Genomic DNA, 23,843 nt, shown 5'->3' with positions numbered 1-23,843 from the left:
CGCGCCGGGTCGGCGGCCGCGGCGAAACCATGCGCCGCCGCGGCGTCCGAGAACGCGCGCGTCGGTCAGACCCTGCCGTACAGCGTCACCACGCAGGCCCCGCCCAACCCGAGGTTGTGTTGCAGCGCGTGCGTGACGTTCGGCACCTGCCGGCGATCGGCCGTGCCGCGCAATTGCCAGACCAGCTCCGTGCATTGCGCGAGACCGGTGGCCCCGAGCGGATGCCCCTTCGACAGCAACCCGCCCGAAGGGTTGGTGACGATTTTCCCGCCGTAGGTATTATCGCCGTCCATGATGAACTTCTCGGCGGTTCCTTCCGGGGTCAGGCCGATCGCCTCATAGGTCAGCAATTCGTTGGCGGTGAAGCAATCGTGCAACTCGGCCACCTGGATGTCCTCCGGGCCAAGGCCCGCGGATTCATAAACCGCGGCGGCGGCATCCTTGGCCATGTCGTAGCCGATCAGCTTGATCATCGAGCGATCGTCGAACGTGCTGGCGGTATCGGAGGTCATCGCCTGGGCCTTGATGGCGATCGATCCGTCGAGACCGTGGCGTGCGGCGAATGCCGGCGAACAGACGATCGCGGCGGCGGCGCCGCAGGTCGGCGGGCAGCATTGATAGCGGGTCATCGGGCCGTATTGCGGCGGCGAGGCCAGCACCTCCTCGACCGACAGCAGATTGCGGAACAGCGCAAAGGGATTGTTGGCGGCGTGCACGCGCGCCTTGACGGAGATCTTGGCGAAGGTTTCCGGACTTGCCCCGTACTTCGCGGCATATTCGGCGCCGGCGCCGCCGAAGAACTGCGCCGCGCGCGGCGCCTTCGGATCGTGTGTCTGCAATTCCCCCATCAGCCCGGCATGCCGGGCCATCGGACCAACCCGGTCGGGGAAATTCGAGCCGAGCGCGCCGGGCCGCATTTCCTCGAAGCCGACCGCGAGCGCGCAGTCGATCTGCCCGCTGGCGACCGCCTGGCGGGCCAGGAACAGCGCCGTCGATCCGGTCGAGCAGTTGTTGTTGACGTTGACGATCGGGATTCCGGTCAAGCCGGCGGGATAGAGCACGGCCTGCCCGCAGGTCGAATCGCCGTACACGTAACCCGCATAGGCTTGCTGGATCGCCGAATAGGGCAAGCCGGCGTCGGCCAGAGCCGCCGCCACCGCTTTGGACCCCATCTCGATATAGCTTTCGCTTGCACCCGGCTTGGCGAACGGCACCATGCCGACGCCGACCACCCGTACATCCATGCTCATTGTTGCTTCCCTCGCGGCGGCAGGTTTCGGTGTTACGGCTCGATCGCGTTGATCAGCGCGCCTTCGGGCTCCCAGGTGGTGCCGTTGAAGCGCGCGATCTGCATCTGACTGAACGGCGTATACCGGGTGGGCGTCGTGGTGATGGTGATGCCCGGCAACAGCAGCGGCGCCGGAAGCGCGGTCAGGTTCGTCGCCTGTTTCAGCACATTCTCCCGCGTGAGTTCGTCGCCGCAGCGTTCGAGAATCTTCACCGCTACATAGGCCGCCATGTATCCGGCAATGTTGCTGCTGTCGGTCAGGTTCCCCGCCGGGTACCACTGCTTGAGAAAGGCCTTGTAGTCCAGGACGTCTTTCTCGTTCTCCCACCTCGGATCTTCCGGCCGTTTGACGGCGAGCGCGGTGATCAATCCCTTGGCGTTCTCCACGCCGGCGGGCTCCAGCACCGTCTTGATCGACGACGACACCGCCGACAGGTAGGTCAGCGGCTTCCAGCCCAATTCGGCGATCTTGCGGATCGCCTGCGCCCCGAATTTCGGCGTGGTCATCATGAACAGCGTATCGGCGCCGGTGGATTTCAGCGTCACGATCTGCGAATCGATCAGCGATTCGGTGGTCTCGTAGGTCAGTTCCTTGACGATCATCGTCGCGACCTTGTCGCCGAGACCATCCTTCAGCCCGCGGACATAGTCTCGGCCCGCATCGTCGTTCTGCGAGAACACGCCGAGCTTGGCGTCCGGCTTGTTCTTCAGCAGATACTTGGCGAAGATCTGCCCCTCCAGATGGTAAGGCGAATACAGGTAGGTGGAATAGGGAAACGCCGTCGGATTGTCCCATTTGGCGGCCCCCGAGGTGATCAGGATCTGCGGGACTTTCTTGATATTAAGATATTTCTGCACGGCCGAGGCGGTCAGGGTGCCGAGCTGTCCGACGATCGCCAGCACCTCATCCTGTTCCACCAGCCGGCGAGTCTGTTCCACCGTCTTCGGCGGGCTGTAGGAATCGTCGAGGCTGATCAGCGTGATCTTGCGGCCGTTCACCCCGCCTTGCGAATTGATCATTTCGAAATAGGCGGTTTCCAGCCGGCCGACGGTGCCGTAGGCCGACGCCGGGCCGCTATAGGCCATCGTCTGACCGATCTTGATTTCGGTATCGGTGACACCGGGGCCGTATTTCTTCTCGGCGGCCGAGGATGCGAACGGGGCGGCGCCGGCCATCACCACGGCCAGCACAAGAATCGAGAATCTCATTCGCATGTTTCGCTCCCTCAGTGGTGTTTGCCGATTCCTGCAACGACCAACCTTTGATTATATGGATCGCGTCATTCAGATCGCATCCCAATTGAAGATGTCGGCGGAGCGGTCGAGTTTGTAGAACGACGACTTCAGCGCCGGCATGCCGTGTTCGGCCAGCGACTGGCAGGTCCAGCCTTCGGAGCGATGGATCGAGCGGATCGGACGCGACTGGCTCATCAGGAAGATCTCGTTCATCCGCACCGCGAAGATCTGGCCGGTGACGTCCTTCGCTGCGTCGCTGAGCAGGAACACCGACAGCGGCGCGATCTTCTCCGGCCCCATCTGCTGGATCTTCTTGACCCGCGCCTTCTCCTCGTCGGTCTCGGTCGGAATCGTGCCGATCAGCCGGCTCCAGGCGAACGGCGACACGCAGTTGGAGCGGACGTTGAAGCGCTCCATATCGAGCGCGATCGATTTCGACAGCCCGACGATGCCGAGCTTGGCGGCGGCGTAATTGGCCTGGCCGAAATTTCCGATCAACCCCGAGGTCGAGGTGAAGTGCACGAAGCTGCCGCTCTCCTGCTCGCGGAACAGCCGCGCCGCGGCATGCGAGGTGTAGAACGAGCCCATCAGGTGCACCTTGATGACCTGCTCGAAGGCGTCGATGCTCATGCGGTGGAAGATGGCGTCGCGCAGGATGCCGGCATTGTTGACCACGGCGTCGAGCTTGCCATAGGTGTCGACCGCCATCTTGATGATTTTGCTCGCCGGAACGGCTTCGGCCACGGTCTCGAAATTGGCCACCGCGGTGCCGCCGCGCTTCTTGATCTCTTCCACCACCTCGTCGGCGGGCGCCGCGTCGGTGCCGGAGCCGTCGGCGGCGACGCCGGGATCGTTGACCACGACCTTGGCGCCTTCGGCAGCTGCCAGCAGCGCGATCTCACGACCGATGCCGCGCCCGGCGCCGGTGACGACGATGACTTTGCCGTCGAGTGATTTGGTGGTCATGCTTATTCCCTCCCGTTGTTTCGGTCTGAATGTTCAGTCGTCATTCCGGGGCGCGAGCGGCGCGAGCCGTGAGCGACCCCGGAATCCAGAGATGGTTGAACAGCTCGGGATTCCGGGTCTGCAGGCCAGCCGGCTGCGCCGACCGACCTGCATCCCGGAATGACGGCTATGTCTCATTGGTAAAGATGATCGTGCCTGACGCTGCGAACATGCCGCCGACGCCGTGGCACACCGAGATCTTGGCGCCCGGCACCTGCGCCGGCGCGATGCCGCGCATCTGCCGCACGCTTTCCTGCAGCGCATACATGCCGTACATGCCGGAATGCATGTAGCTGAGGCCGCCGCCATTGGTGTTGAGCGGCAGCTTGCCGCCGGGCCGCGTATGGCCAGCGGCGATGAATGGACCGGTCTCTTCGTGCGGCATGAAGCCGAGATCGCCGAGGCCGTACAAAGGCAGATGCGCAAAAGCATCGTAGATCATCAGATGATCGACGTCCTTGTGGGCGATGCCAGCTTCCCTGAAGGCCGTGGGCCCCGCGGTGCGGAACGCGCGCGAGGAGTCGAACGTCTGCATTTGGCTGACCATCGGGGTCTCGACGCTCTCGCCGGTGCCGAGGATGTAGACCGGCTTGGTCGGAAAATCCTTGGCGCGCTCGGCCGAGGTCAGGATCAAGGCGCCGCCGCCGTCGGTGACCAGGCAGCACTGCAGGATGCGGAACGGATAGGCGATCATCTTCGAATTCAGCACGTCCTCGACGGTGATCGGCTTCTTCATCGTGGCGCGCGGATTCTTCGCCGCCCATTCGCGCTGCACCACCGCCACCATAGCGATCTGCTCATGGGTGATGCCGTGGGTCTTCATGTAGCGCAGCACCGGGATCGGAAACATGCTGGGCGGGCCGTAGACCCCGAACGGCGCTTCGAACTGGCCATTGAGGCTGTCGGCCGGGGTCGAGCGCGGCTGCTTGCCGATCATCGACTTGCCGCTTTCGGCGTGCGTAATCAGCACGGTCTTGCACAGCCCGGCTTCGATCGCCGCCGCGGCATGGCGGACATGCAGCATGAACGAGCAGCCGCCGACCGAAGTGCCGTCGACCCAGCTGGGGGTGATGCCGAGGTAATGCGCGATCTGCTGCGGCGTCTCCACCGCGGTGGCGACGCCGTCGATGTCCGACGGCTTCAGCCCGCAATCCGCCATCGCGTTCAGCGCGGCGTCGGCGTGCAATTGCAGCTGCGACATATGGGGAATGATTCCGAGCTCGGTGGTCTCGGCGGCGCCGACGACGGCGACCTGATTTCTGCGCATCAGACTAACCCTTCGCCGGACGGAACTGGGGAAGGGTGATGGCGTCGTCAAGCTGTTCGAACGCCACTTCCAGCTTCATGTCGAGTTCGAGCGCCTCCGGGGTCTGCGGGCAATCCAGGATGTTGCTCATCATCCGCGGCCCTTCGTCGAGCTCGACCACCGCGATGGCGTAAGGCGGCGTGAAGCCGGGCGCGGCGGGACGGTGATTGATGACGTAGCTGTAGAGCTTCGCCTTGCCGGAGGCCTTGAACACGCTGACCTTGCGGCAGCCGCAGGACGGACAGAACGGCCGCGGTGGAAAGTACACATGGGCGCAGTCGTCGCAGCGCTGCAGCCGCAATTCGCCGGCGCGGGTGCCGTCCCAGAAATGCTGCGTCTCCGGCGTCGGTTTCGGCTTGGCGCGGGCGGGTTCGGCCATGATCGGTGTTCTCTCCCTGAAAATCGGGCTATCGGCCCGTTGATTGCGGTCTTGATGCGACATTTGACCGGCCAGCGTCAACGCCCTGCGGCGCAACGCATAGCCGTATCCGCTGGGCGCACAGCGCGTCGGTGGCGCGCCTTGTGCGGCTGCGACCGGCCGGGTTAGGTTGAGCAAGGCCGCAGGGCCGCCCGAGTGGTTTCGCTACGAATTGCCAAATGTCGCGGCGCGGGATTTCGTGGTGCAACGGCAGTGGGCAATGCGGGGCGTGTGCCGTAGGCGCAGGCGACGTTATCAGGCCCCGCATCGCGCAGACCGACCACGCTGAACAGGATTTCTCATGACATCGCTTCCAACGCTCGCCGCGCTCGCGGCCGATCTCGACGCCGGCCGCACCACCGCCCGCAAACTGGTCGATCAATGCTTGGCCAATATCGCCGATCAGAGCGGCGAGGGCGCGCGGGCCTTCATTCATGTCGATGCCGAGGCCGCGATCGAAGCCGCCGAAGCGATGGACCGGCTGCGCGAGGCCAAGGCGGCGCCGTCGCCGTTCGCCGGCATCCCGGTATCGATCAAGGACCTGTTTGACATTAGGGGCCAGGTGACCCGTGCCGGCTCCCGTGCGCTCGACGACAATCCGCCAGCCGAGATCGACGCGCCCGCGGTGGCGCGGTTGCGGCGCGCCGGCTTCGTGGTGATCGGCCGCACCAACATGACCGAGTTCGCCTTTTCGGGGATCGGCATCAACCCGCATTACGGCACGCCGAAGGGCGCCTGGCAGCGTCAGGTCGGCCACGTTCCCGGCGGCTCCTCGGCGGGCGCCGCCGTCTCGGTCGCCGACGGCATGGCGCATGGCGCGCTCGGCACCGACACCGGTGGTTCGTGCCGGATCCCGGCGGCGTATAACGGCATCGTCGGCTTCAAGCCGATGCAGCGCCGGGTGCCACTCGATGGCGCGGTGCCGCTGTCGTTCAGCCTCGACAGCATCGGCCCGCTGGCGCGCAGCGTGGCCTGCTGCGCCACGATGGACGCCGTGCTGGCCGACGAGCCATTGCAGTCGTTGCACCCCCGCTCGGTTGCGGGGATGCGGTTGGCGGTGCCGACCACGGTGGCGCTCGACGAGCTTGACGATGCGGTGGCTGCGGCGTTCGAACGCGCGCTTGAGCGACTCGCCAACAACGGCGCATTGATCGAGCGCATCGAAGTGCCGGAGTTTCTCGACATTGCGCCGATGAGCGCAAAGGGCGGCTTTGCCGCCGCGGAAAGCTACGCCTGGCATCGCTATCTGATCGTCGCCCATGGCGACGTCTACGATCCGCGGGTGCGCGATCGCATTTTGCGCGGCGAATCGCAAAGTGCGGCGGACTACGTCGACCTGATCCACGCGCGCAAATCGCTGATCGCCCGCGCCGGCGTCCGCATCGCCCCTTACGACGCGCTGGTGTTGCCGACCACTGCCAACACCCCGCCGACGATCGCCGAGATGGCCGACGACAAGGCGTTCACCAAGGCCAACCTGCGGGCCTTGCGCAACTGCACGCTGATCAACATGATCGACGGCTGCGCGATCTCGCTGCCATGTCATCGCGACGGCGAGGTCCCGGTCGGCCTGATGCTGGCCGGTATCGGCGGTTCGGACCGGCGGATATTTCAACTCGCGGCGGGGATGGAAGACATCATTCGTGGTTGATATCGCCTTCGCGCTGGACGCGACCGGGCACCGTTCGCCCCTGACGCTGCCGATCCGCCAGCTGGTGATCGCCGGCTGGACCGGCCGCGATCCGGTGGCGCGCGATCACCATATCGCCGAACTCGAGGCGATCGGCATCGCGCGCCCGGCCTCGACGCCGATCTATTATCGGGTCGCGGCGCGGCGGCTGACCACCGCGAGCAGCATCGAGGTCAGCGGCGGCGACTCCAGCGGCGAGGTCGAATTCGTCTTGTTCGGAGCGCAGGGGCGCATCCTGGTCGGCGTCGGCTCCGACCACACCGACCGCAAGGTCGAGACCTATGGCGTCACGGTGTCGAAGCAGATGTGCGACAAGCCGGTCGCGCCGGAGCTATGGGACTTCGCCGAGCTCGCCGATCACTGGGACATGATCGTGCTTCGCTCCTTCGCCACCATCGATGGCGCGCGGGCGCTGTACCAGGAAGGCAAGCTCGACGGCATGCTGCCGGTCGCCGACCTGATCGCGCGCGGTTTTGGCGGAACGCTGCCCGATGGCTGCGCGCTATTCGGCGGTACCTTCGCCGCCAAGGGCGGGATACGGCCGGCGACACGATTTGATTTCGAAATCGAAGACCCGGTGCTGAAGCGCAGTATTCGCCACGGCTATGATGTGATCGAGTTGCCGGTATTGGGCTGAGGTCGGTGAGCCTCCCCGCATCCGTGGAGCGCGCGCCGTAGTTCCGGGTGAGCTGACGATCACTGCGTCGCGGTCGTCATTGCGAGCCAACGGGCCCGGCTTCGCCGGCTCGATGACAGGCTCCGTGAAGCAATCCAGTGCCCCGAATGCTGAGTTCCTGGATTGCTTCGTCGCTTTTCTCCTCGCAATGACGGCCTTGGGCGCTCGCTCAATACGGCAGCCCGACATAATTCTCCGCCAGCGACGCCGTCGCTGCCGCGGAGCCGACCAGATAGTCCAGTTCGGCGCTCTGAATCCGGCCGGCAAAACCGTCGCTGTCGGGAAAGCGATGCAGCATCGAGGTCATCCACCACGAAAACCGCTCGGCCTTCCAGATCCGCGCCAGCGCGCGGCCCGAATAGGCGTCGATCCCGGCGCTGGATTTCTCGGCGTAGAATTCGCGCAACGCCGTCGACAGATAGTGCACGTCGCTGGCCGCGAGGTTGAGCCCCTTGGCGCCGGTCGGCGGCACGATATGGGCGGCGTCGCCGGCCAGGAACAGTTTGCCGAATCGCATCGGCTCGGCGACGAAGCTGCGCAGCGGCGCGATGCTCTTTTCGATCGAGGGACCTGTGACCAGATGGTCGGCGGCCTCCGGATCGAGCCGCCGCTTCAACTCCTCCCAGAACCGGTCGTCGGACCATTGCTCGACCTGATCGTCGAGCGAGCACTGCACGTAATAGCGGCTGCGATGCTTTGAGCGCATTGAGCACAGCGCAAAGCCGCGCTCGTGATTGGTGTAGATCAGTTCCGGCGACACCGGCGGAGTGTCGGACAACAGCCCGAGCCAGCCGAACGGATAGATCCGTTCGAAATTGCGCACGGCGCCGGCCGGCACGCTTAGCCGCGAGATGCCGTGAAAGCCGTCGCAGCCGGCCATAAAATCGCAGGCCAGTTCCTGTGTCGCGCCGTCCTTGACGTAGCGCACCGTCGGGTTGGCGCCGTCGAAATCGTGCAGGCTGACATCGGCGGCGTCGTAGATCGTGGTCAGCCCGGCCTCGGCGCGGGCTTCCATCAGGTCGCGGGTGACTTCGGTCTGGCCATAGACGGTTACGCTCTTGCCGCCCGAGGCTTGCTTCAGGTCGATGCGGTGGCGCACGCCGCCGAACGCGATCTCGATACCGTCATGCACCAGGCCCTCGCGGTGCAGCCGCGCGCTGACGCCGGCCTCGTCGAGCATGTCCACGGCGCCTTGTTCGAGCACACCCGCCCGGATCCGCGACAACACGTAATCGGGGTCCTTGCGCTCCAGGATGACGTTGTCGATGCCGTATTTGTGCAGCAACTGTCCGAGCAGCAGGCCTGCCGGTCCCGCGCCGATGATGGCAATCTGTGTCCGCCCCATCGTTTTCCTCCCTTATTGGCATTACAGCCTCGTTATGGGATCGCCCGGCCGCCGTCTAGCTGCTGCTCGTTGTCTAGCAGCTATTACGAGTCGGTCACTTGCATTGATGGTTATGGCATATAACAATGTAGCCAAGGGGCCGCGGAAGCCCTGCCAATTGGGAGAGACCTGAATGAGGAAAACCGTTCTCGCGCTGCTGCTCGCCGCCAGCGTGACGCCTGCGCTTGCGCAAGACAAGACCGTGAATTGGAAGGTGTCGCTGTGGGTGCCGCCGGCGCATCCGCTGGTGCCGGCCACCCAGGCCTGGGCCGCGGATATCGAAAAGGCCTCGGGCGGCAGCATCAAGATGACGGTGTTTCCATCAGAGCAGCTCGGCAAGGCGTTCGACCATTACGACATGGCGCGCGACGGCATCGCCGACATCACCTATGTCAATCCCGGCTATCAGCCCGGACGATTCCCGATCGTCGCCGCGGGGCAGCTTCCCTTCGTGTTCTCCGACGGCAAGAAGGGCACGCTGGCGCTGAACGAATGGTACCACAAATATGCGCCGACCGAGATGAAGGACACCAAACTGTGCTTCGCCTTCATTCACGATCCGGGAGCGCTGCACGGCAAGAAGAAGATCGAGGTGCCGGGCGATCTCAAGGGCGTCAAGGTGCGGCCGGCGCAGTCGACGATCGGCGAAATGGTCAAGATGTTCGGCGGCACCAATGTGCAGGCCTCGGCGCCGGAAGCGCGCGACGCGATCGAGCGCGGCGTCGCCGACGAGATCACTTTCCCCTGGGGATCGATCTTCCTGTTCGGGATCGACAAGGTGGTGAAGTATCACATGGACGTGCCGCTGTATTCGACGGTGTTCACCTACAATATCGGACTGAAGGCCTACGATGCGCTGTCGGCGAATCAGAAGAAGATCATCGACGATCATTGCACGCCGGAATGGGCGTCGAAGGTGACCGATCCGTGGACCGAATTCGAGGCCAATGGTCGCGTCAAGATGAAGGCGCTGGAAGGTCACGAGGTCTATCCGCTGACGCCGGCACAGCTCGCCGAATGGAAGAAAGCGGTCGAGCCGCTACACGCCAGCTGGGCCGAGGCGGTGAAGAAAGCCGGCGGCGACCCGGTCGCGGTCGACGCCGATCTGAAGGCGGCGCTGAAGAAGTACGACGCCGGGCTGTGAGACCTGTCATTCCGGGCTCGCTCGCAAGTGCTCGCGCCCCGGAATGACGCTCCTCTTTGTTTGTAAGGTTTCATGACCGCCACCCCGCAAATCTCCAGTGACGGCACGCTCGGCGCTCCGCCGGCCGAGCCCACGCGCAAGAGCGGCATGGACCGCTTCATCGATTCGATCGAATGGATCGCCGCGCTGTTCGTCGGCATCGTGGCGCTGAACACGTTCGTCGCAGTATTCATGCGCAAATTCTTCGCGGTGACGATCCCGGACTATTACAATGTCGGGCAGTTCATGCTCGGCATTTTGATCTTCTGGGGCATCGCCGCCACCAGCTATCGCGGCACTCACATCACCGTGGATCTTGTATGGGCCAACGTCAGGCCGCGCTATCAGCGCTTCATCGACATCTTCGCCACTTTGGTCCTGTTGTTCGTGGTGACGGTGCAGACCTACACGCTGTTCGACAAGGTGATGACGACCCGCGCCGATCATATTGTCACCATGGATCTGCAGATTCCGATCTGGCCGTTCTTCCTGGTGTCCTGGATCGGCGACGTCTCCGCGGTGCTGCTGATCGCGATCCGCACCTATCGTCTGATCTTCCACCCGGAAGATATCCACGACGCCAAAATCAAGCCGGTCGAGTAGCGCATGAGTAACGAGGCAGTCGCTATCTTCGGCTTTATCAGCCTGTTCGTGCTGATGCTGTTGCGCGTGCCGGTCGGCATGGCGATGGGGCTCGTCGGCATTACCGGCTTCGGCTATCTCACCGGCTTTCAGCCGGCGTTGAAGCTCATCGGCCAAACCACGATGCGCACGGTGACGGATTATTCGTTCGGCGTGATCCCGATGTTCCTGCTGATGGGCGCCTTCGTCTCGGTGTCCGGCATCAGCCGCGAGTTGTTCCGCGCCGGCAACACCATCGTCGGGCACTGGAAGGGCGGGCTCGGCATCGCCACGATCTGCGCCTGCGGCGGTTTCGCGGCGATCTCCGGTTCGTCGGTAGCGACCGCTGCGACGTTCTCGGCGGTGGCCTATCCGGAGATGCGCCGGTTCGGCTATCCGCAGTCCTTCGCCACCGGCGTGATCGCGGTCGGCGGCACGTTGGGCGCGATGCTGCCCCCATCCACCGTGCTCGCCGTCTACGGCATCATCACCCAACAGGACATCGGCAAGCTGTTCATCGCCGGCATCATGCCGGGGCTGCTGGCGATCGTGATGCACATCATCACCATCGCGATCATCGGCGTGGTGAAGCCAGGATTTTTGCCGGCCGGGCCGCGCAGTTCGTGGAAGGAGCGCCTCATCGCATTCCGCGACGTCTGGTCGCCGCTCTTGCTGTTCCTGTTTGTGATCGGCGGGCTGTATGGCGGGCTGTTCATTCCGACCGAGGCTGGCGCGGTCGGTGCAGTCGGCGCCTTCATCATCGGTGTGGCGCGCGGCAAATTGAACAAGGACAGCATCCTGCAATCGCTGTTGCAAGCGACCCGCACGGCGGCAGCCGTCTTCACCGTGCTGATCGGCGCGCTATGCTTCGGTTATTTCCTCACCATCACCCAGACGCCGCAGCACGTCACCGAATTCCTGACCGGCCTCGGGCTCGGACCCTACGGCGTGTTGGCGCTGATCCTGCTGATGTATCTGGTGCTGGGCTGCCTGATGGACGCGATGGCGATGGTAATCCTCACCGTGCCGATCGTGTTCCCGGTGGTGATGGCGCTCGGCTTCGATCCGATCTGGTTCGGCATCATCATCGTGATGACGGTCGAGCTTGGCCTGATTCACCCGCCGGTCGGGATGAACGTGTTCGTGATCAAGAGCGTGATCAAGGACGTCAAGATGTCGACGATCTTTGTCGGCGTGCTGCCGTTCGTGGTGACGGACCTGATCCGCCTCGTCATCCTGATCCTGTTCCCGATGATAGCGACCTGGCTGCCGCAACGGATGATTGGATAATTCATGGTCCCAGTTCTGGCGACGAAATACGTCTTCACGATTACGGCGCTGGTCGGCGACGTCACCACGGCCGGCGAGATCGGCCACGGCGTGCGCCGGATCGTTCCGATCCACGGCGGCGAGGTCAGAGGAGAGGGCGTCAACGGCAAGGTGCTGCCGTTCGGCGCCGACTTCCAGATCATCCGGCCGAACGAGCTGATCGAGCTGGAGGCCAAATACGCCTTCGAGACCGACGACGGCGCGGTGGTCTATGTCGAGAACCCCGGCATAAGGTTCGGACCGATCGAGCTGCTGCAGAAGCTGAAGCGCGGCGAGCCGGTCGACCCGAAGCTGATCTATTTCCGCACAAGGCCGAAATTCGAGACTGGCCACCCGGCCTATCAATGGCTGATGCACAGCCTGTTCATCGGGTCGGCGGCGCGCCACGTCGACCGCGTGGTGATCGACGTGCATCAGGTGCTGTGAATGATTGTGCCGAATTGACCAGTTCTTACCCTTCCCGGGGGAGGGGCGCTCGCGCAGCGAGCGGGGTGGGGTGGCAGCCTCTCGTCTTGTGAAGCGTGAATTGTGAGCGCTGTGCTTGTGTCTCACCCCACCCCGGCGAACTTCGTTCGCCGACCGTCCCCTGCAGGGGAGGGTGAAGGCAAGGGCAACGCGTGATTGACTCCGGTCAAAATCGTTATAGTCTATAACTATTCTTCACAGGACCTAAAAGTGCTCACAGGAAACGCCGTCTCTGCCGCCGTCGCGGACCCCGCGACGCTGGTGATCGAAACCGTCGGCCCGGTGCTGACGGTGGGCCTCAATCGTGCCAGCAAGCGCAATGCGCTGAACGACGGCATGATGGCCGCGATCCAGCAGTGCTTCTCCGATTTGCCCGACGGCATCCGCGCCGTCGTGGTGCACGGCATCGGCGAGCATTTTTCCGCAGGGCTCGACCTCTCCGAATTGCGCGAACGCGACGCCACCGAAGGTCTGGTGCACTCGCAGACCTGGCACCGGGTGTTCGACCGTATTCAATATTGCCGGGTGCCGGTGATCGCGGCGCTGCAGGGCGCGGTGATTGGCGGCGGGCTGGAACTCGCTTGCGCGGCGCATATCCGTGTCGCCGAACCGTCGGCCTATTTCGCATTGCCGGAGGGCAGCCGCGGCATCTTCGTCGGCGGCGGCGGCTCGGTGCGGCTGCCGCGACTGATCGGGGTGGCGCGGATGGCCGACATGATGCTGACCGGGCGGGTCTATTCGGCGACCGAAGGCGTCGTGCACGGCTTCACGCAATATCTCACCGAGGCCGGCGGCGCGCTCGCCAAGGCGATGGAACTCGGCGCGCGGGTCGCCGGCAACGCGCCGCTGACCAATTTCGCCGTGCTGCAGGCGCTGCCGATGATCGCCGAGGCCAATCCGCAGACCGGTCTGCTGATGGAATCGCTGATGGCGACGGTGGCGCAGAGCGACCAAGAAGCCAAGACCCGGATTCGCGCGTTCCTCGACCACAAGACCGCAAAGGTTCGTCCGACCTGAGATGGATGCGATGACAAAGCTGAATTCGATTCCGCCCGACGATGCGCACGCGCGTGACGATCGCCATCCATTGCGCGACATTTCGTTCGGCGAGATCGGGATCTCGACCGAGCGTCGCGCCGACGGCACCATCTATGTCCGCTCGACCACCACGCTTGTGGACTATCCGGTGCGCATCACCGACCGGCTGCACCACTGGGCAGAGCAGGCGCCCGACCGCGTGTTCATGGCCGAGCGCAACGCGGCGGGCGGCTGGCGCGAAATCAGCTATTCGGAAATGCTGCGAGCCGCGCGAAAGATCGCCTCGGCGCTGTTGACGCGGGGGCTGTCGGCCGAGCGGCCGGTGATGATCCTGTCCGGCAATTCGATCGATCACGCGCTGATGATGTTCGGCGCGCTCTATGCCGGCGTCGCGATGTGTCCGGTGTCGCCGCCCTATTCGCTGGTATCGAAGGATTTCGGCAAGCTCGATCACATCGTCAAGCTGCTGACGCCGGGTCTGGTGTTCGCCGACGAGGTCTCGGCGTTTGCGCCGGCGATTCTCGCCAAGGTCCCCGCCGACGTCGAGATCGCGGGCACGCGCGGCGAATTGCCCGGGCGCCGCGTCACCCTGCTGGCGGACTTGCTGGCGACGCCCGAACATCCCGATCTCGAACGGGCGCACGACGCGATCGGCCACGACACCATCGCCAAGTTCCTGCTGACCTCGGGCTCGACCGGCAATCCGAAGGCGGTGATCAACACCCAGCGGATGATCTGCGCCAATCAGGTGATGATCCGCGAGGCGATGGCGTTCCTGAAGGACGAACCGCCGGTGATCGTCGACTGGCTGCCGTGGAATCACACCTTCGGCGGCAATCACAATATCGGCCTGACGCTGTTCAACGGTGGATCGATGTATCTCGACGCCGGCAAGCCGACGCCATCGGGGATCGCTGAGACCATCCGCAATTTGCGCGAGATTTCGCCGACGGTGTATTTCAACGTCCCGAAAGGCTACGAGTCGCTGCTGCCGGTGCTGCGCGAGGACGCTGCCTTGCGAAAGATGTTCTTCAGCAAGCTGCATGCGATGTTCTTTTCCGGCGCAAGTCTCGCGCCGCATGTCTGGAACGGCCTCGACGAACTCGGCGTGCAGGAAACCGGCGCGCGGGTGCCGATGCTGACCGGGCTCGGTTCGACCGAAACTGCGCCGTTCTTCATGTCTGTGACGCCGCAGACCAGCCGCTCCGGCCATGTCGGCCTGCCGGTGCCCGGCAACGAGGCCAAGCTGGTGCCGAACAACGGCAAGCTCGAGGTGCGCGCCCGCGGGCCGAACATCACGCCGGGCTATTGGCGGGCGCCGGATTTGACCGCGAAAGCCTTCGACGAGGAGGGCTTCTACAAGCTCGGTGACGCGCTGAAGCCGTCCAACCCCGACGATCTCACCGCAGGGTTCGATTTCGACGGCCGGATCTCCGAGGATTTCAAGCTCGCCAGCGGCACCTGGGTCAGCGTCGGCCCGCTGCGGGCGAAATTCGTCGCCGCCTGCGCGCCGCTGGTGCGCGACGTGGTGATCGCGGGACTCGACCGTGACGAGGTCTCGGCGCTGGTAATCCTCGATCTCGACGGCTGCAAGCTGATCAATCCGACGCTGCCACTTGAGGATCTCGCCGCGATGGCGGCCGACCCGCTGATCCGCGCCGCGTTCACCGAACGGTTCGAGAAATTCCTGGGTCAGGCCACCGGTTCGTCGACGCGGGTGACGCGGGCGATCCTGCTCGCCGAGCCGCTGTCGATCGACCGCGGCGAGGTCACCGACAAGGGCTCGGTCAACCAGCGCGCGGTGCTGGATAGTCGCGCCGCCCTGATCGCCGATCTCTACGCCGAGCCGCCGCCGGCGCACGTCGTCGCGCTGGGGTAGGGCATGTTTACCAACCGACGCGATGTGCAGATCCAGTGGGGCGATTGCGATCCTGCCAACATCGTCTATTACCCGCGTTACTTTGCGATGTTCGACGATTCCACATCGATCCTGTTCGAGACCGCTGGTTGTTCGAAACAGGAGATCATTCATCATTACGGCCTGGTCGGCATTCCGATGGTCGACACCCGAGCGAAATTCTACATTTCCTCGACCCATGGCGACTGGATCACGATCGAAAGCCGGGTCGAAAGCTTCAAGCGCTCCAGCTTCGAGGTGAGTCACAAAGTGTTCAAGGGCGAGGCGCTGGCAATCGAGGCGTTCGAGACCAGGGTGCTGGTCGGGCGTCACCCCGACGATCCTTCGAAGCTGAAATCCGCACCGGTGCCGGAGGATATTGTCGTAAAATTCATGCGGGGCTGACTCGCGGCTCCGCCTGCCTTAAGACTACAACGACCAAGCAAAAGACGCTGGCAAAAGCCAGTTTGTTCGACGCCGAACCAGTACCGTCACCTTGAGGGAGGAAAATATGAAGAAGATTGCTATTTCCGCCGTTGCGATCGCGGCCGCCTTGGCGCTGCCGGGATTGTCGGCGCCGGCGCGGGCGCAGACCGCCGAGATCAATATCGGCATCACTGTCACCACCACCGGCCCCGGCGCCGCGCTCGGGATTCCGGAGCGCAATGCGCTGGAATTCGTGCCGAAGCAGATCGGCGGCGTGCCGATCAAGGTCACCGTGCTGGACGACGGCGGCGACCCGACCGCCGCGACCACCAATGCGCGGCGTTTCGTCACCGAAACCAAAGCCGACATCATCATGGGCTCGTCGGTCACGCCGCCGACGGTGGCGGTGTCCAACGTCGCCAACGAGGCAGGGATTCCGCATTTCGGCCTGGCGCCGTTCCCGATCACGCCGGACCGCGCCAAGTGGTCGGTCGGCATGCCGCAGCCGGTCCCGATCATGGGCAAGGTGCTGTACGAGCATATGAAGGCGCACAACGCCAAGACCGTCGGCTATATCGGCTATTCGGATTCCTACGGCGACCTGTGGTTCAACGACCTGAAGAAGCAGGGCGAGGCGATGGGTCTCAGCATCGTCGACGAAGAGCGCTTCGCGCGGCCCGACACCTCGGTCGCCGGCCAGGTGCTGAAGCTGGTCGCCGCCAATCCGGACGTCATCCTGGTCGGCGCCTCCGGCACCGCGGCCGCCTTGCCGCAGACCGCATTGCGCGAGCGCGGCTACAAGGGCCTGATCTATCAGACCCATGGCGCGGCCTCGATGGACTTCATCCGGATCGCCGGCAAGGCCGCCGAGGGCGTGCTGATGGCGTCGGGACCGGTGATGGACCCGGAAGATCAGCCCGACACCGCGCTGACCAAGAAGCCCGGTCTGGCGCTGAACAGTGCCTATGAGGCCAAGTATGGCCCGAGCAGCCGCAGCCAGTTCGCCGGACATTCCTACGACGCCTTCCTGGTACTGGAACGCGTGATCCCGGTGGCGCTGAAGACCGCGAAGCCCGGCACGCCAGAATTCCGCGAGGCGATCCGCCAGGCGCTGATGACCGAGAAGGACATCGCCGCCACCCAGGGCGTCTACAACTTCACCGAAAAGGATCGCTACGGCCTCGACGACCGCTCGCGCATTCTGCTGACGGTGAAGGACGGCAAATATTTGATGGCGAAGTAGGGCGCCGCGGTCGAGCTGTTCTCCGCCAACCGATCCAGAGCCGGCCTTCGCAAGGAGGCCGGCTTTGACGTTATCCGACTGTTAAGCTTTCCGGCCGGGCGAGGGGCTGTCTTAACATTCCGTGAAAAGATTGGCTGGTAGATTCCCGAGGCAGCAACGGGGCCTCATGACCAGCCAGTTTCTCACCCGCCGGGACGTGATCCGCTACGCCGCGGGGCGTGTGACCTTTACGGTCGCGGCGACCGGCGCGACGACGGCGGCCGTGGTCACGATGCATCTGGGGACCGATCCGGATGCCACCGTGCGTGTTGGGCAGGTGATCGCTTTCAGCATTCTTGTCAGCGTCGCGGTCTCGATGGTGCTGTCGGCGGCGCTGAGTTATCGGTCGGCAATTCTGATGCGGGAGCTGACGAAGACGCGCCGGGAATTGCTGCGGATCTCACGCACCGATCAATTGACCGGCCTGCTCAACCGGCGCGGTTTCGACGACGAGGCCGGCGTGACGCTGGCGCTCGCACAGCAGCAGGATCAGCAGGTTGTCGCGTTGATGTGCGACATCGACCGCTTCAAGTCGATCAACGACCGGTTCGGTCACGAATTCGGCGACCGGGTGCTGGTCGCGATCGGCGATATTCTCCGGGAGTTTTCCGATGTCAGCGATATCCTGATTGCCCGGCACGGCGGCGAGGAATTCGCCGCGCTGATGGTCGGGGTCAGCAACGAGCAGGCGATGCTCTACGCCGAGACGCTGCGCCGGCTGTGCTCGACCGAGGTGTCGGAAAACGGCACCTCCACGCCGGTGACCGTCAGTATCGGAATCACATCGCCGCAGCGCAAAACCGATCTGTCGACCATCATGCGGTTCGCCGATCAGGCGCTCTATCAGGCCAAGGATAACGGTCGCAATTGCGTGGTTCAGATCAACGCGATGCCGGTCGCCGTCGCCGCCGAAGCGGCGTGACGTCTCAGACCGCGCCCTTCTCGGCGTGCGAAAATCCCAGATAGCTTGCCTCGACCTGGGCGTTGGCGGCGATCTCGGAGGCAGTGCCGTCGAGCACGAACTCGCCGAGCTCCATCACATAGGCGCGGTCGGCGATCCGCAGCGCCGCCTTGGCGTTCTGCTCCACCAGTAGCACCGAAACTCCGGCGGCCTTCAGCTCGGAGACGGTCCGGAAGATGTCGGCGACGATAATCGGGGCGAGGCCGAGGCTCGGCTCGTCCAGCATCAACAGCTTCGGTGCGCCCATCAGCGCGCGGCCCATCGCCAGCATCTGCTGTTCGCCGCCGCTCAACGTGCCGGCCAATTGACTGCGGCGTTCCTTCAGCTTCGGAAACAGCGAGTAGACCCGCTCGAAGGACTGCGCCGCGACCGCCTTGACGATCCGGAACGCGCCGAGCTGCAGATTGTCCTCGACCGTCATGGTGGCGAACAATTCGCGATGCTCCGGCACCAGCGACAGGCCGGCGGCGACGCGATCCTCGATATCGTGCCGCGCGATCGACTCGCCGGCGAAGGCGACGTCGCCCTTCAGCGGCAGGATGCCCATCACGGCGTTGAGCAGCGTGGTCTTGCCGGCGCCGTTGGCGCCGATGATGGTAACGATCTCGTTGGCGGCGACCGCCAGCGTGACCGCGCGCACCGCCTCGACCTTGCCGTAGGCGACCGAAACGTCGGTGACCTGCAATAGCGCGCTCATGTCGCCGCTCCGAGATAGGCCTTGATCACCGCGGGATCGGTCTTGATCGCATTGGGCGTGCCCTCGGCGATCCGTGTGCCGAAATCCAGCACCACGATGCGGTCGGCTAGATCCATCACGAACCCCATGTCGTGCTCGACCAGCAGCACGGACATGCCGCCGTCGCGCAATTGCCGCAGCAGCGCGGCGAGCTGCTGCTTTTCCATATGCCGCAGACCGGCGGCGGGTTCATCCAGCAGCAGCAGGATCGGGTCGGCGCATAGCGCCCGCGCGATTTCGACGATGCGCTGCTGGCCGAGCGACAGCGAGCCCGCGAGCTGATCGATCTCCGCGGACAATCCGACGCGCTCGATCTGCCGCGCGGCCTCGGCCAGCAACCGCGCTTCGTCGGCGCGGTCGAGCCGCAGCATGCTGGCGAACACGCCGGCGGTCCCCCGCAAATGTGCGCCGATCGCAACGTTTTCCAGCACGGTCATGTCGGGCACCAGTTTCACGTGCTGGAAGGTGCGGGCGATACCGAGCTTGACCACCTCCTGCGGCGGCGAGTTGTCGATGGTCTTGCCCTGCACCGCGATGCTGCCGCCGCTCGCGCTCAGCACGCCGGTGATCAGATTGAAGGTGGTGCTCTTGCCGGCGCCGTTCGGCCCGATCAGCGCCACGATCTCGCGGGACTGGACCTCGAATGAAACGTCATTGACGGCGATCACGCCGCCGAACTGCTTGCGCGCATGATCGACCCGCAGCAGCGCGCCACTGTGGGCATCGCTGCGCGCGCGTGGCAGCAGCGGCACCGTTGCGTCAGGGCGCTCGCGGCGCGGCTTGATCGGCAGCAGTGCCGTCAGCCACGGCCACACGCCGGTCGGCGCCAGTTGCAACAGCACCACCAGCATGATCCCGAACACGATGATTTCGAGCTGACCCTGGCCGCCGAACAGCAGCGGCAGATAGCCCTGCAGGATCTCTTTCAGGATCACCACCAGCGCCGCGCCGAGCACGCCGCCCCAGACATAGCCAGCGCCGCCGACCACGGCGATGAACAGATATTCGATGCCGGCCTGCGGTCCGAACGGGGTCGGATTGGAGGCCCGCTGGAAATGCGCATAGAGCCAGCCGGACAGCCCGGCCAGTACCGCGGCATAGATGAACACCAGCAATTTGGCGCGCGCGGTCTGCACGCCGAAAGATTCGGCGGCGATATGGCCGCGCCGTAGCGCGCGGATCGCGCGGCCGGTGCGGGAGTCGAGCAGGTTCATGCTCAGTAGCGCGCAGATCAGCACGGCGATCCAGATCACATAATAGATCGAGCCGGGATCGAGCATCTTCAGCGATCCGATTTGCAGCGGCGGGATTCCGGAAATGCCGTCGTTGCGGCCGAGGAATTCCAACTTGCTGAACAGGTAATACAGGCTGATGCCCCAGGCGATGGTGCCGAGCGGCAGATAATGGCCGCTCAACCGCACCGTCATCAGCCCCAGCAGCACCGCGGCGCCGCCGGACACGATCAGCGCCAGCGGCAGCGTCAGCCAGGGCGAGACGCCATAGGCGGTGGTCAGCACCGCGGTGGTGTAGGCGCCAAACCCGCAGAATGCCGCCTGGCCGAACGAGGTCAGTCCGCCGACCCCGGTCAGCAGCACCAGGCCCATCGCCACCAGCGCGGCGAGGCCGATATTGTCCAGCAGTACGATCCAGAACGGCGGCATGCCCGGGATCAGCGGCAGCACCGCCATCGCCAGCGCGAACAGGGCGATCGGGAGTAAACGGGTCATCGCGCTAGTCCTTTTCTTCTTCGACCGCGGGGGCGGCGAGCGAGCGCAGCACCAGCACCGGAAGAATCAGCGTGAAGACGATGACCTCCTTGTAATTCGAGGCGTAGAACGATGAGAACGCCTCCACCGTGCCGACCACCAGAGCGGCGACGGCGGTGAGCGGATAGCTGACCAGCCCGCCGATGATCGCGGCGACGAAGCCCTTCAACCCGATCAGGAATCCAGTGTCGTAATACAGCGTGGTGATCGGCACGATCAGAATGCCGGAGATCGCGCCGATCACCGAGGCCAGCAGGAACGCGATCTGACCGCTCAATGAGGTCCTGATCCCGACCAGCCGGGCGCCGAGCCGGTTCACCGCAGTGGCGCGCAACGCCTTGCCGTACAGCGTGAAGCCGAAGAACAGCCAGAGCGCGACGATCAGCGCGATCGTGATGGCGTAAACCGCGATGCTCTGGCCGGTGAAGCGTAATGACCCGATCGTCACCGCCGCGTCGGAGACGGTCGGGCCGCGCAGGCCCTCGGCACCGAAGAACACCAGCCCGAAGCCCTGCAGCGCCAGGTGGCAGCCGACCGAGGCGATCAGCAGCACCAGCACCGAGGTGTGGGCGATCGGCTGGAATGCGATGCGATAGAGGAACAGCCCGATCGCCGCGACGATCAAGAGTGACAGCGCGATGTTGACCGCGATCGGCGTATGGCTGCCGGCCAGCGCCATGGTCAGGCCGAGGACGGCCAGCGGAAAGCCGAGGTCGACCGCGGCCGCGCGCAGGATCCGTCTGGCATGCAGCGATTTTCGCGCGGCGAACAGGTCGAAGCCGAACGCCACCACGCCCATCGCCAGCGCCAGCCGCGCCGTGCCCGGCACGTTGCCGGTCGCCAGCGTGGCATAGGTCAGTGCGCCGTAGGTGATGAATTCACCCTGCGGAATCAGGATCACGCGGGTGACCGCGAATACCAGCACCAGCGACAGGCCGAGCAGCGCATAGATCGCGCCGGTGGTGATGCCGTCCTGTAGCAGGAACAGCAAGATCGTGGTGTTCAAAGCCGGCGCTCCCCTCACGCGTCGGGCTGTAGCGGGCCTGGAGCCCGTCCAACCATCGCCATCCGGCAGTTGAATTCTGCGCGGGCTATTTGATATGATCTATAACAATTATCGATTATAATCTCAAGGCCCGCGGTCCAGCGCCGGGCTTTTTGAACCATTTGATCTGGATCGCGAGCACCGGGCGATGACCGCTTCAAGATCCGCCATTGTCAAGGCGCCGCGGGCCGGGCGCAAGTCGCCGCCGGTCGAACCGGTCGCCGATGGCGGCGCGCTGCTGATGGGCGAACTGTCCGAGTTGCTGGGCTATTCGCTGAAGCGGGCGCAGCTTCGGGTGTTCGAGGATTTTCTGCACTGCGTTGCGCCGCTGCAGCTGACGCCGGCGCAGTTTTCCGTGTTGCTGCTGCTGGACAATAATCCCGGCCGCAACCAGACCGAGATCGCGACCACGCTCGGCATCCTGCGGCCGAATTTCGTGGCGATGCTCGATGCGCTGGAGAGCCGCGGATTGTGCGTGCGTACGCGGTCGGCCAATGATCGCCGCTCTCATATCCTGATGCTGACCGACAAGGGCCGCGCCACGCTGGCGCGCGCCAAGAAACTGGTGGCGACCAAGCACGAAGCGAGACTCAGCGAATTGCTCGGCCCCGCCAACCGCGCGGCATTGCTGTCGATGCTCGCCACCTTGGCGCGGGAATTCTGAGCTGCATCGATGATTGATCTCAAGCCCGATCATAGACTGCATGAAGATCGGGCCGAGTTCGGAAATCACGCCGATCGAATCCTATGATTTCACCACCCAAGGCCGAATGGACCAATCAGGAAGCCGGCGATAAGGTAGGCGAGGATCAGCGGTTGTCGGAAGAAATGCGCCGAAAGCCCGAGCATCCAGGCGAGCAGAATGCATAGCGTGATGTCGCGAATAGGCTCGTGCATGCGCCAATAGCCGTTATCGTCATCCGAGATTCGAAGACTAAAGGTGCCGCCATGCCGATCAAAGACCTCATTCGCCGGAGCGTCCGTGCGATTTGTCATAATCGCGCGGGCGGAGTGGTTGTGTCGGGCCTGCTTTGCCTGATGCTGGCGCAAGCCGCGCCCGCCTGCGCCGAGCCCAGCAGCATCGAGCAAAGCTTCGCGACGTCGCTGACGGCGATGCCATCGCAGCCTCTCGCGGTGACGGGATCGTTCTACGTGCCGGCCTATTCGAGCGTCTCGATGAGTCAGGGAAAACTGCGCGCCGATTTCTCGGTGACGCTGAGCGTGCACAATGCGTCCGAGACCACGCCGCTGGTGATCAAGCGGATCGCCTATTTCGACACCGCGGGCAAACTGGTCGAAAGCTTTCTCAAGGCGCCGGTGGCGCTGAAGCCGTTCGCGACCATCGAGGCGTTCGTCGCCGCCACCGATATCCGCGGCGGCACCGGCGCCAACTTCGTGGTGGATTGGGCGGCATCGGGCGAGATCGCCGAATCGGTGGTCGAGGCGCTGATGATCGGCAGCATCGCCAGCGGCCATTACGCCTTCATCACCCAGGGCCGATCGGTGAAAACGGTCGGCAAGAACCCAGCTGGGAACTGATAGCGAATGGCGGGGTCGCGCTCAGGGCATACGGCCGGCTTCGAACCGGAAGCTCCAGCCGGCGGCGACAACCGACTGCGCGATGGCGTCGCGCAGCTTCGCGTAGTCGATGGTGCCGCCGCCGCCGACAGATACGTCGCGGCGCCGTCCGGACAGCTTCGATCCGCTCAGCGTCGTCGTCTCGACCGACAGGGTCGGCGGCGGAAGCCCCCAACTCCGTTCGACCACCGCTTCGCGAAAATATACGCTGTGATCGGCTTCGGTCAGCCGGCATGACATGCGGTAGCTGACCTTGCGACCGCCAAGCCACCACTTCGCCAGAATCGATTCGATGTCTCCACTCACCCCGTGTTCGGCGTCGGCGCCCACGTGCAGCCCGTGGGCTTCGGCCTGCTGCCGCAACCGGATCATGAGATCGGCCTCGGTGAGGTAGTCCGACATTGGCATCCTCCACAATTGCCCGACGATATGAGGATGTGTTGCGGCTTTCAGGCATTGACGCAGATCATAAGCACGCCCGGACCCGCGATATCTTGAATTGTTGAAGTTGTG

Annotated in this window: 23 protein-coding genes and 1 pseudogene; 13 read left to right on the top strand and 11 right to left on the bottom strand. The window is 64.3% G+C overall.

Annotated elements, in window-relative coordinates; all coding sequences use genetic code 11:
• Positions 1 to 65: 65 nt before the first annotated feature.
• From HXX15_RS13740 to HXX15_RS13720, 5 genes are all read right to left on the bottom strand, one after another.
• Positions 66 to 1,250 carry a lipid-transfer protein gene (locus HXX15_RS13740; RefSeq protein ID WP_296516617.1) on the bottom strand — a complete coding sequence of 395 codons (1,185 nt, stop codon included), beginning with the start codon at positions 1,248 to 1,250 and terminating at the stop codon, positions 66 to 68.
• Positions 1,251 to 1,282: 32 nt separating this feature from the next.
• The gene (locus HXX15_RS13735; RefSeq protein WP_296516616.1) at positions 1,283 to 2,503 is read right to left on the bottom strand and encodes an ABC transporter substrate-binding protein; all 1,221 of its coding nucleotides are present in this window, start codon (positions 2,501 to 2,503) and stop codon (positions 1,283 to 1,285) included.
• A gap of 69 nt (positions 2,504 to 2,572) precedes the next feature.
• The gene (locus tag HXX15_RS13730; RefSeq protein ID WP_296516615.1) at positions 2,573 to 3,490 is read right to left on the bottom strand and encodes an SDR family NAD(P)-dependent oxidoreductase; all 918 of its coding nucleotides are present in this window, start codon (positions 3,488 to 3,490) and stop codon (positions 2,573 to 2,575) included.
• Between the two features lie 166 nt (positions 3,491 to 3,656).
• Positions 3,657 to 4,796 carry a thiolase gene (locus HXX15_RS13725; protein ID WP_296516614.1) on the bottom strand — a complete coding sequence of 380 codons (1,140 nt, stop codon included), beginning with the start codon at positions 4,794 to 4,796 and terminating at the stop codon, positions 3,657 to 3,659.
• 4 nt (positions 4,797 to 4,800) lie between these two features.
• The gene (locus HXX15_RS13720; RefSeq protein WP_296516613.1) at positions 4,801 to 5,214 is read right to left on the bottom strand and encodes a Zn-ribbon domain-containing OB-fold protein; all 414 of its coding nucleotides are present in this window, start codon (positions 5,212 to 5,214) and stop codon (positions 4,801 to 4,803) included.
• A gap of 340 nt (positions 5,215 to 5,554) precedes the next feature.
• Between HXX15_RS13720 and HXX15_RS13715 the strand changes: the two genes are divergently transcribed.
• Together HXX15_RS13715 and HXX15_RS13710 are read left to right on the top strand one after the other, a co-directional pair.
• Complete coding sequence (locus HXX15_RS13715) at positions 5,555 to 6,904, top strand: amidase (protein WP_296516612.1); 1,350 nt, start codon at positions 5,555 to 5,557, stop codon at positions 6,902 to 6,904.
• Positions 6,897 to 7,580, top strand: coding sequence for a DUF2848 domain-containing protein (locus HXX15_RS13710; RefSeq protein WP_296516611.1), 684 nt, complete (start codon positions 6,897 to 6,899; stop codon positions 7,578 to 7,580). The genes HXX15_RS13715 and HXX15_RS13710 overlap by 8 nt, the downstream gene beginning before the upstream one ends.
• Positions 7,581 to 7,788: 208 nt before the next feature.
• On the opposite strand, the gene pobA is transcribed toward HXX15_RS13710, so the two are convergent.
• Positions 7,789 to 8,964 (bottom strand): 4-hydroxybenzoate 3-monooxygenase, encoded by a 1,176-nt coding sequence (gene pobA, locus HXX15_RS13705; protein WP_296516610.1) that lies wholly within the window; start codon positions 8,962 to 8,964, stop codon positions 7,789 to 7,791.
• A 172-nt stretch (positions 8,965 to 9,136) separates the two neighbouring features.
• Between pobA and HXX15_RS13700 the strand changes: the two genes are divergently transcribed.
• From HXX15_RS13700 to HXX15_RS13660, 9 genes are all read left to right on the top strand, one after another.
• Positions 9,137 to 10,147: a TRAP transporter substrate-binding protein gene (locus HXX15_RS13700; protein ID WP_296516609.1), complete on the top strand. Its 1,011-nt coding sequence runs from the start codon at positions 9,137 to 9,139 to the stop codon at positions 10,145 to 10,147.
• Positions 10,148 to 10,294: 147 nt separating this feature from the next.
• Complete coding sequence (locus HXX15_RS13695; protein ID WP_296516949.1) at positions 10,295 to 10,789, top strand: TRAP transporter small permease; 495 nt, start codon at positions 10,295 to 10,297, stop codon at positions 10,787 to 10,789.
• Between the two features lie 3 nt (positions 10,790 to 10,792).
• Complete coding sequence (locus HXX15_RS13690) at positions 10,793 to 12,097, top strand: TRAP transporter large permease (protein WP_296516608.1); 1,305 nt, start codon at positions 10,793 to 10,795, stop codon at positions 12,095 to 12,097.
• A 3-nt stretch (positions 12,098 to 12,100) separates the two neighbouring features.
• On the top strand, positions 12,101 to 12,562 hold the full coding sequence (locus HXX15_RS13685) for a DUF3237 domain-containing protein (RefSeq protein WP_296516607.1): 462 nt from the start codon (positions 12,101 to 12,103) through the stop codon (positions 12,560 to 12,562).
• 297 nt (positions 12,563 to 12,859) lie between these two features.
• The gene (locus tag HXX15_RS13680) at positions 12,860 to 13,618 is read left to right on the top strand and encodes a crotonase/enoyl-CoA hydratase family protein (RefSeq protein WP_296516948.1); all 759 of its coding nucleotides are present in this window, start codon (positions 12,860 to 12,862) and stop codon (positions 13,616 to 13,618) included.
• 10 nt (positions 13,619 to 13,628) lie between these two features.
• A complete protein-coding gene (locus HXX15_RS13675) occupies positions 13,629 to 15,518 on the top strand; it encodes a feruloyl-CoA synthase (protein WP_296516606.1) in 1,890 nt (629 codons plus the stop codon).
• A gap of 3 nt (positions 15,519 to 15,521) precedes the next feature.
• Positions 15,522 to 15,941, top strand: coding sequence for a thioesterase family protein (locus HXX15_RS13670; RefSeq protein ID WP_296516605.1), 420 nt, complete (start codon positions 15,522 to 15,524; stop codon positions 15,939 to 15,941).
• Positions 15,942 to 16,047: 106 nt separating this feature from the next.
• Positions 16,048 to 17,205 carry an ABC transporter substrate-binding protein gene (locus tag HXX15_RS13665; protein WP_296516604.1) on the top strand — a complete coding sequence of 386 codons (1,158 nt, stop codon included), beginning with the start codon at positions 16,048 to 16,050 and terminating at the stop codon, positions 17,203 to 17,205.
• A gap of 166 nt (positions 17,206 to 17,371) precedes the next feature.
• On the top strand, positions 17,372 to 18,166 hold the full coding sequence (locus HXX15_RS13660) for a GGDEF domain-containing protein (RefSeq protein WP_296516603.1): 795 nt from the start codon (positions 17,372 to 17,374) through the stop codon (positions 18,164 to 18,166).
• A gap of 4 nt (positions 18,167 to 18,170) precedes the next feature.
• Here HXX15_RS13660 and HXX15_RS13655 read toward each other — a convergent pair whose 3' ends face one another.
• Genes HXX15_RS13655 through HXX15_RS13645 form a run of 3 tightly spaced genes read right to left on the bottom strand, consistent with a single transcriptional unit; the run spans position 18,171 to position 21,713 of the window.
• Positions 18,171 to 18,902 carry an ABC transporter ATP-binding protein gene (locus HXX15_RS13655; protein ID WP_296516602.1) on the bottom strand — a complete coding sequence of 244 codons (732 nt, stop codon included), beginning with the start codon at positions 18,900 to 18,902 and terminating at the stop codon, positions 18,171 to 18,173.
• Positions 18,899 to 20,668 carry a branched-chain amino acid ABC transporter ATP-binding protein/permease gene (locus tag HXX15_RS13650; RefSeq protein WP_296516601.1) on the bottom strand — a complete coding sequence of 590 codons (1,770 nt, stop codon included), beginning with the start codon at positions 20,666 to 20,668 and terminating at the stop codon, positions 18,899 to 18,901. Before HXX15_RS13650 ends, HXX15_RS13655 begins: the two co-directional genes overlap by 4 nt.
• 4 nt (positions 20,669 to 20,672) lie before the next feature.
• Positions 20,673 to 21,713 carry a branched-chain amino acid ABC transporter permease gene (locus HXX15_RS13645; RefSeq protein WP_296516600.1) on the bottom strand — a complete coding sequence of 347 codons (1,041 nt, stop codon included), beginning with the start codon at positions 21,711 to 21,713 and terminating at the stop codon, positions 20,673 to 20,675.
• Positions 21,714 to 21,900: 187 nt separating this feature from the next.
• Between HXX15_RS13645 and HXX15_RS13640 the strand changes: the two genes are divergently transcribed.
• Entirely contained in the window at positions 21,901 to 22,416 is a 516-nt protein-coding gene (locus HXX15_RS13640) for a MarR family transcriptional regulator (protein WP_296516599.1), read from the top strand.
• A gap of 12 nt (positions 22,417 to 22,428) precedes the next feature.
• On the opposite strand, the pseudogene HXX15_RS13635 reads toward HXX15_RS13640, so the two are convergent.
• Positions 22,429 to 22,649 (bottom strand): annotated as a pseudogene (locus HXX15_RS13635) (cation:proton antiporter); the annotation flags it as partial.
• Positions 22,650 to 22,790: 141 nt separating this feature from the next.
• Here HXX15_RS13635 and HXX15_RS13630 point away from each other — a divergent pair.
• A complete protein-coding gene (locus HXX15_RS13630; protein ID WP_296516947.1) occupies positions 22,791 to 23,291 on the top strand; it encodes a DUF3124 domain-containing protein in 501 nt (166 codons plus the stop codon).
• A gap of 21 nt (positions 23,292 to 23,312) precedes the next feature.
• Here HXX15_RS13630 and HXX15_RS13625 read toward each other — a convergent pair whose 3' ends face one another.
• On the bottom strand, positions 23,313 to 23,732 hold the full coding sequence (locus tag HXX15_RS13625; RefSeq protein ID WP_296516598.1) for a hypothetical protein: 420 nt from the start codon (positions 23,730 to 23,732) through the stop codon (positions 23,313 to 23,315).
• Positions 23,733 to 23,843 lie beyond the last annotated feature (111 nt).

Origin of the sequence: Rhodopseudomonas sp. (assembly GCF_013377015.1) — a bacterium.
Classification (GTDB): Bacteria; Pseudomonadota; Alphaproteobacteria; order Rhizobiales; family Xanthobacteraceae; genus JARJEH01.
This window is presented reverse-complemented; position numbering and strand designations above follow the sequence as displayed.

Bases quoted from the DNA above. Each gene is read 5' to 3' on its own strand.
- HXX15_RS13740 (WP_296516617.1), bottom strand. From the start codon at position 1,250: ATGAGCATGGATGTACGGGTGGTCGGCGTCGGCATGGTGCCGTTCGCC.
- HXX15_RS13670 (WP_296516605.1), top strand. From the start codon at position 15,522: ATGTTTACCAACCGACGCGATGTGCAGATCCAGTGGGGCGATTGCGAT.
- HXX15_RS13675 (WP_296516606.1), top strand. From the start codon at position 13,629: ATGACAAAGCTGAATTCGATTCCGCCCGACGATGCGCACGCGCGTGAC.
- HXX15_RS13665 (WP_296516604.1), top strand. From the start codon at position 16,048: ATGAAGAAGATTGCTATTTCCGCCGTTGCGATCGCGGCCGCCTTGGCG.
- HXX15_RS13720 (WP_296516613.1), bottom strand. From the start codon at position 5,214: ATGGCCGAACCCGCCCGCGCCAAGCCGAAACCGACGCCGGAGACGCAG.
- HXX15_RS13640 (WP_296516599.1), top strand. From the start codon at position 21,901: ATGACCGCTTCAAGATCCGCCATTGTCAAGGCGCCGCGGGCCGGGCGC.
- HXX15_RS13685 (WP_296516607.1), top strand. From the start codon at position 12,101: ATGGTCCCAGTTCTGGCGACGAAATACGTCTTCACGATTACGGCGCTG.
- pobA (WP_296516610.1), bottom strand. From the start codon at position 8,964: ATGGGGCGGACACAGATTGCCATCATCGGCGCGGGACCGGCAGGCCTG.
- HXX15_RS13730 (WP_296516615.1), bottom strand. From the start codon at position 3,490: ATGACCACCAAATCACTCGACGGCAAAGTCATCGTCGTCACCGGCGCC.
- HXX15_RS13690 (WP_296516608.1), top strand. From the start codon at position 10,793: ATGAGTAACGAGGCAGTCGCTATCTTCGGCTTTATCAGCCTGTTCGTG.
- HXX15_RS13725 (WP_296516614.1), bottom strand. From the start codon at position 4,796: ATGCGCAGAAATCAGGTCGCCGTCGTCGGCGCCGCCGAGACCACCGAG.
- HXX15_RS13650 (WP_296516601.1), bottom strand. From the start codon at position 20,668: ATGACCCGTTTACTCCCGATCGCCCTGTTCGCGCTGGCGATGGCGGTG.
- HXX15_RS13630 (WP_296516947.1), top strand. From the start codon at position 22,791: ATGCTGGCGCAAGCCGCGCCCGCCTGCGCCGAGCCCAGCAGCATCGAG.
- HXX15_RS13735 (WP_296516616.1), bottom strand. From the start codon at position 2,503: ATGCGAATGAGATTCTCGATTCTTGTGCTGGCCGTGGTGATGGCCGGC.
- HXX15_RS13625 (WP_296516598.1), bottom strand. From the start codon at position 23,732: ATGTCGGACTACCTCACCGAGGCCGATCTCATGATCCGGTTGCGGCAG.
- HXX15_RS13660 (WP_296516603.1), top strand. From the start codon at position 17,372: ATGACCAGCCAGTTTCTCACCCGCCGGGACGTGATCCGCTACGCCGCG.
- HXX15_RS13700 (WP_296516609.1), top strand. From the start codon at position 9,137: ATGAGGAAAACCGTTCTCGCGCTGCTGCTCGCCGCCAGCGTGACGCCT.
- HXX15_RS13715 (WP_296516612.1), top strand. From the start codon at position 5,555: ATGACATCGCTTCCAACGCTCGCCGCGCTCGCGGCCGATCTCGACGCC.
- HXX15_RS13695 (WP_296516949.1), top strand. From the start codon at position 10,295: ATGGACCGCTTCATCGATTCGATCGAATGGATCGCCGCGCTGTTCGTC.
- HXX15_RS13655 (WP_296516602.1), bottom strand. From the start codon at position 18,902: ATGAGCGCGCTATTGCAGGTCACCGACGTTTCGGTCGCCTACGGCAAG.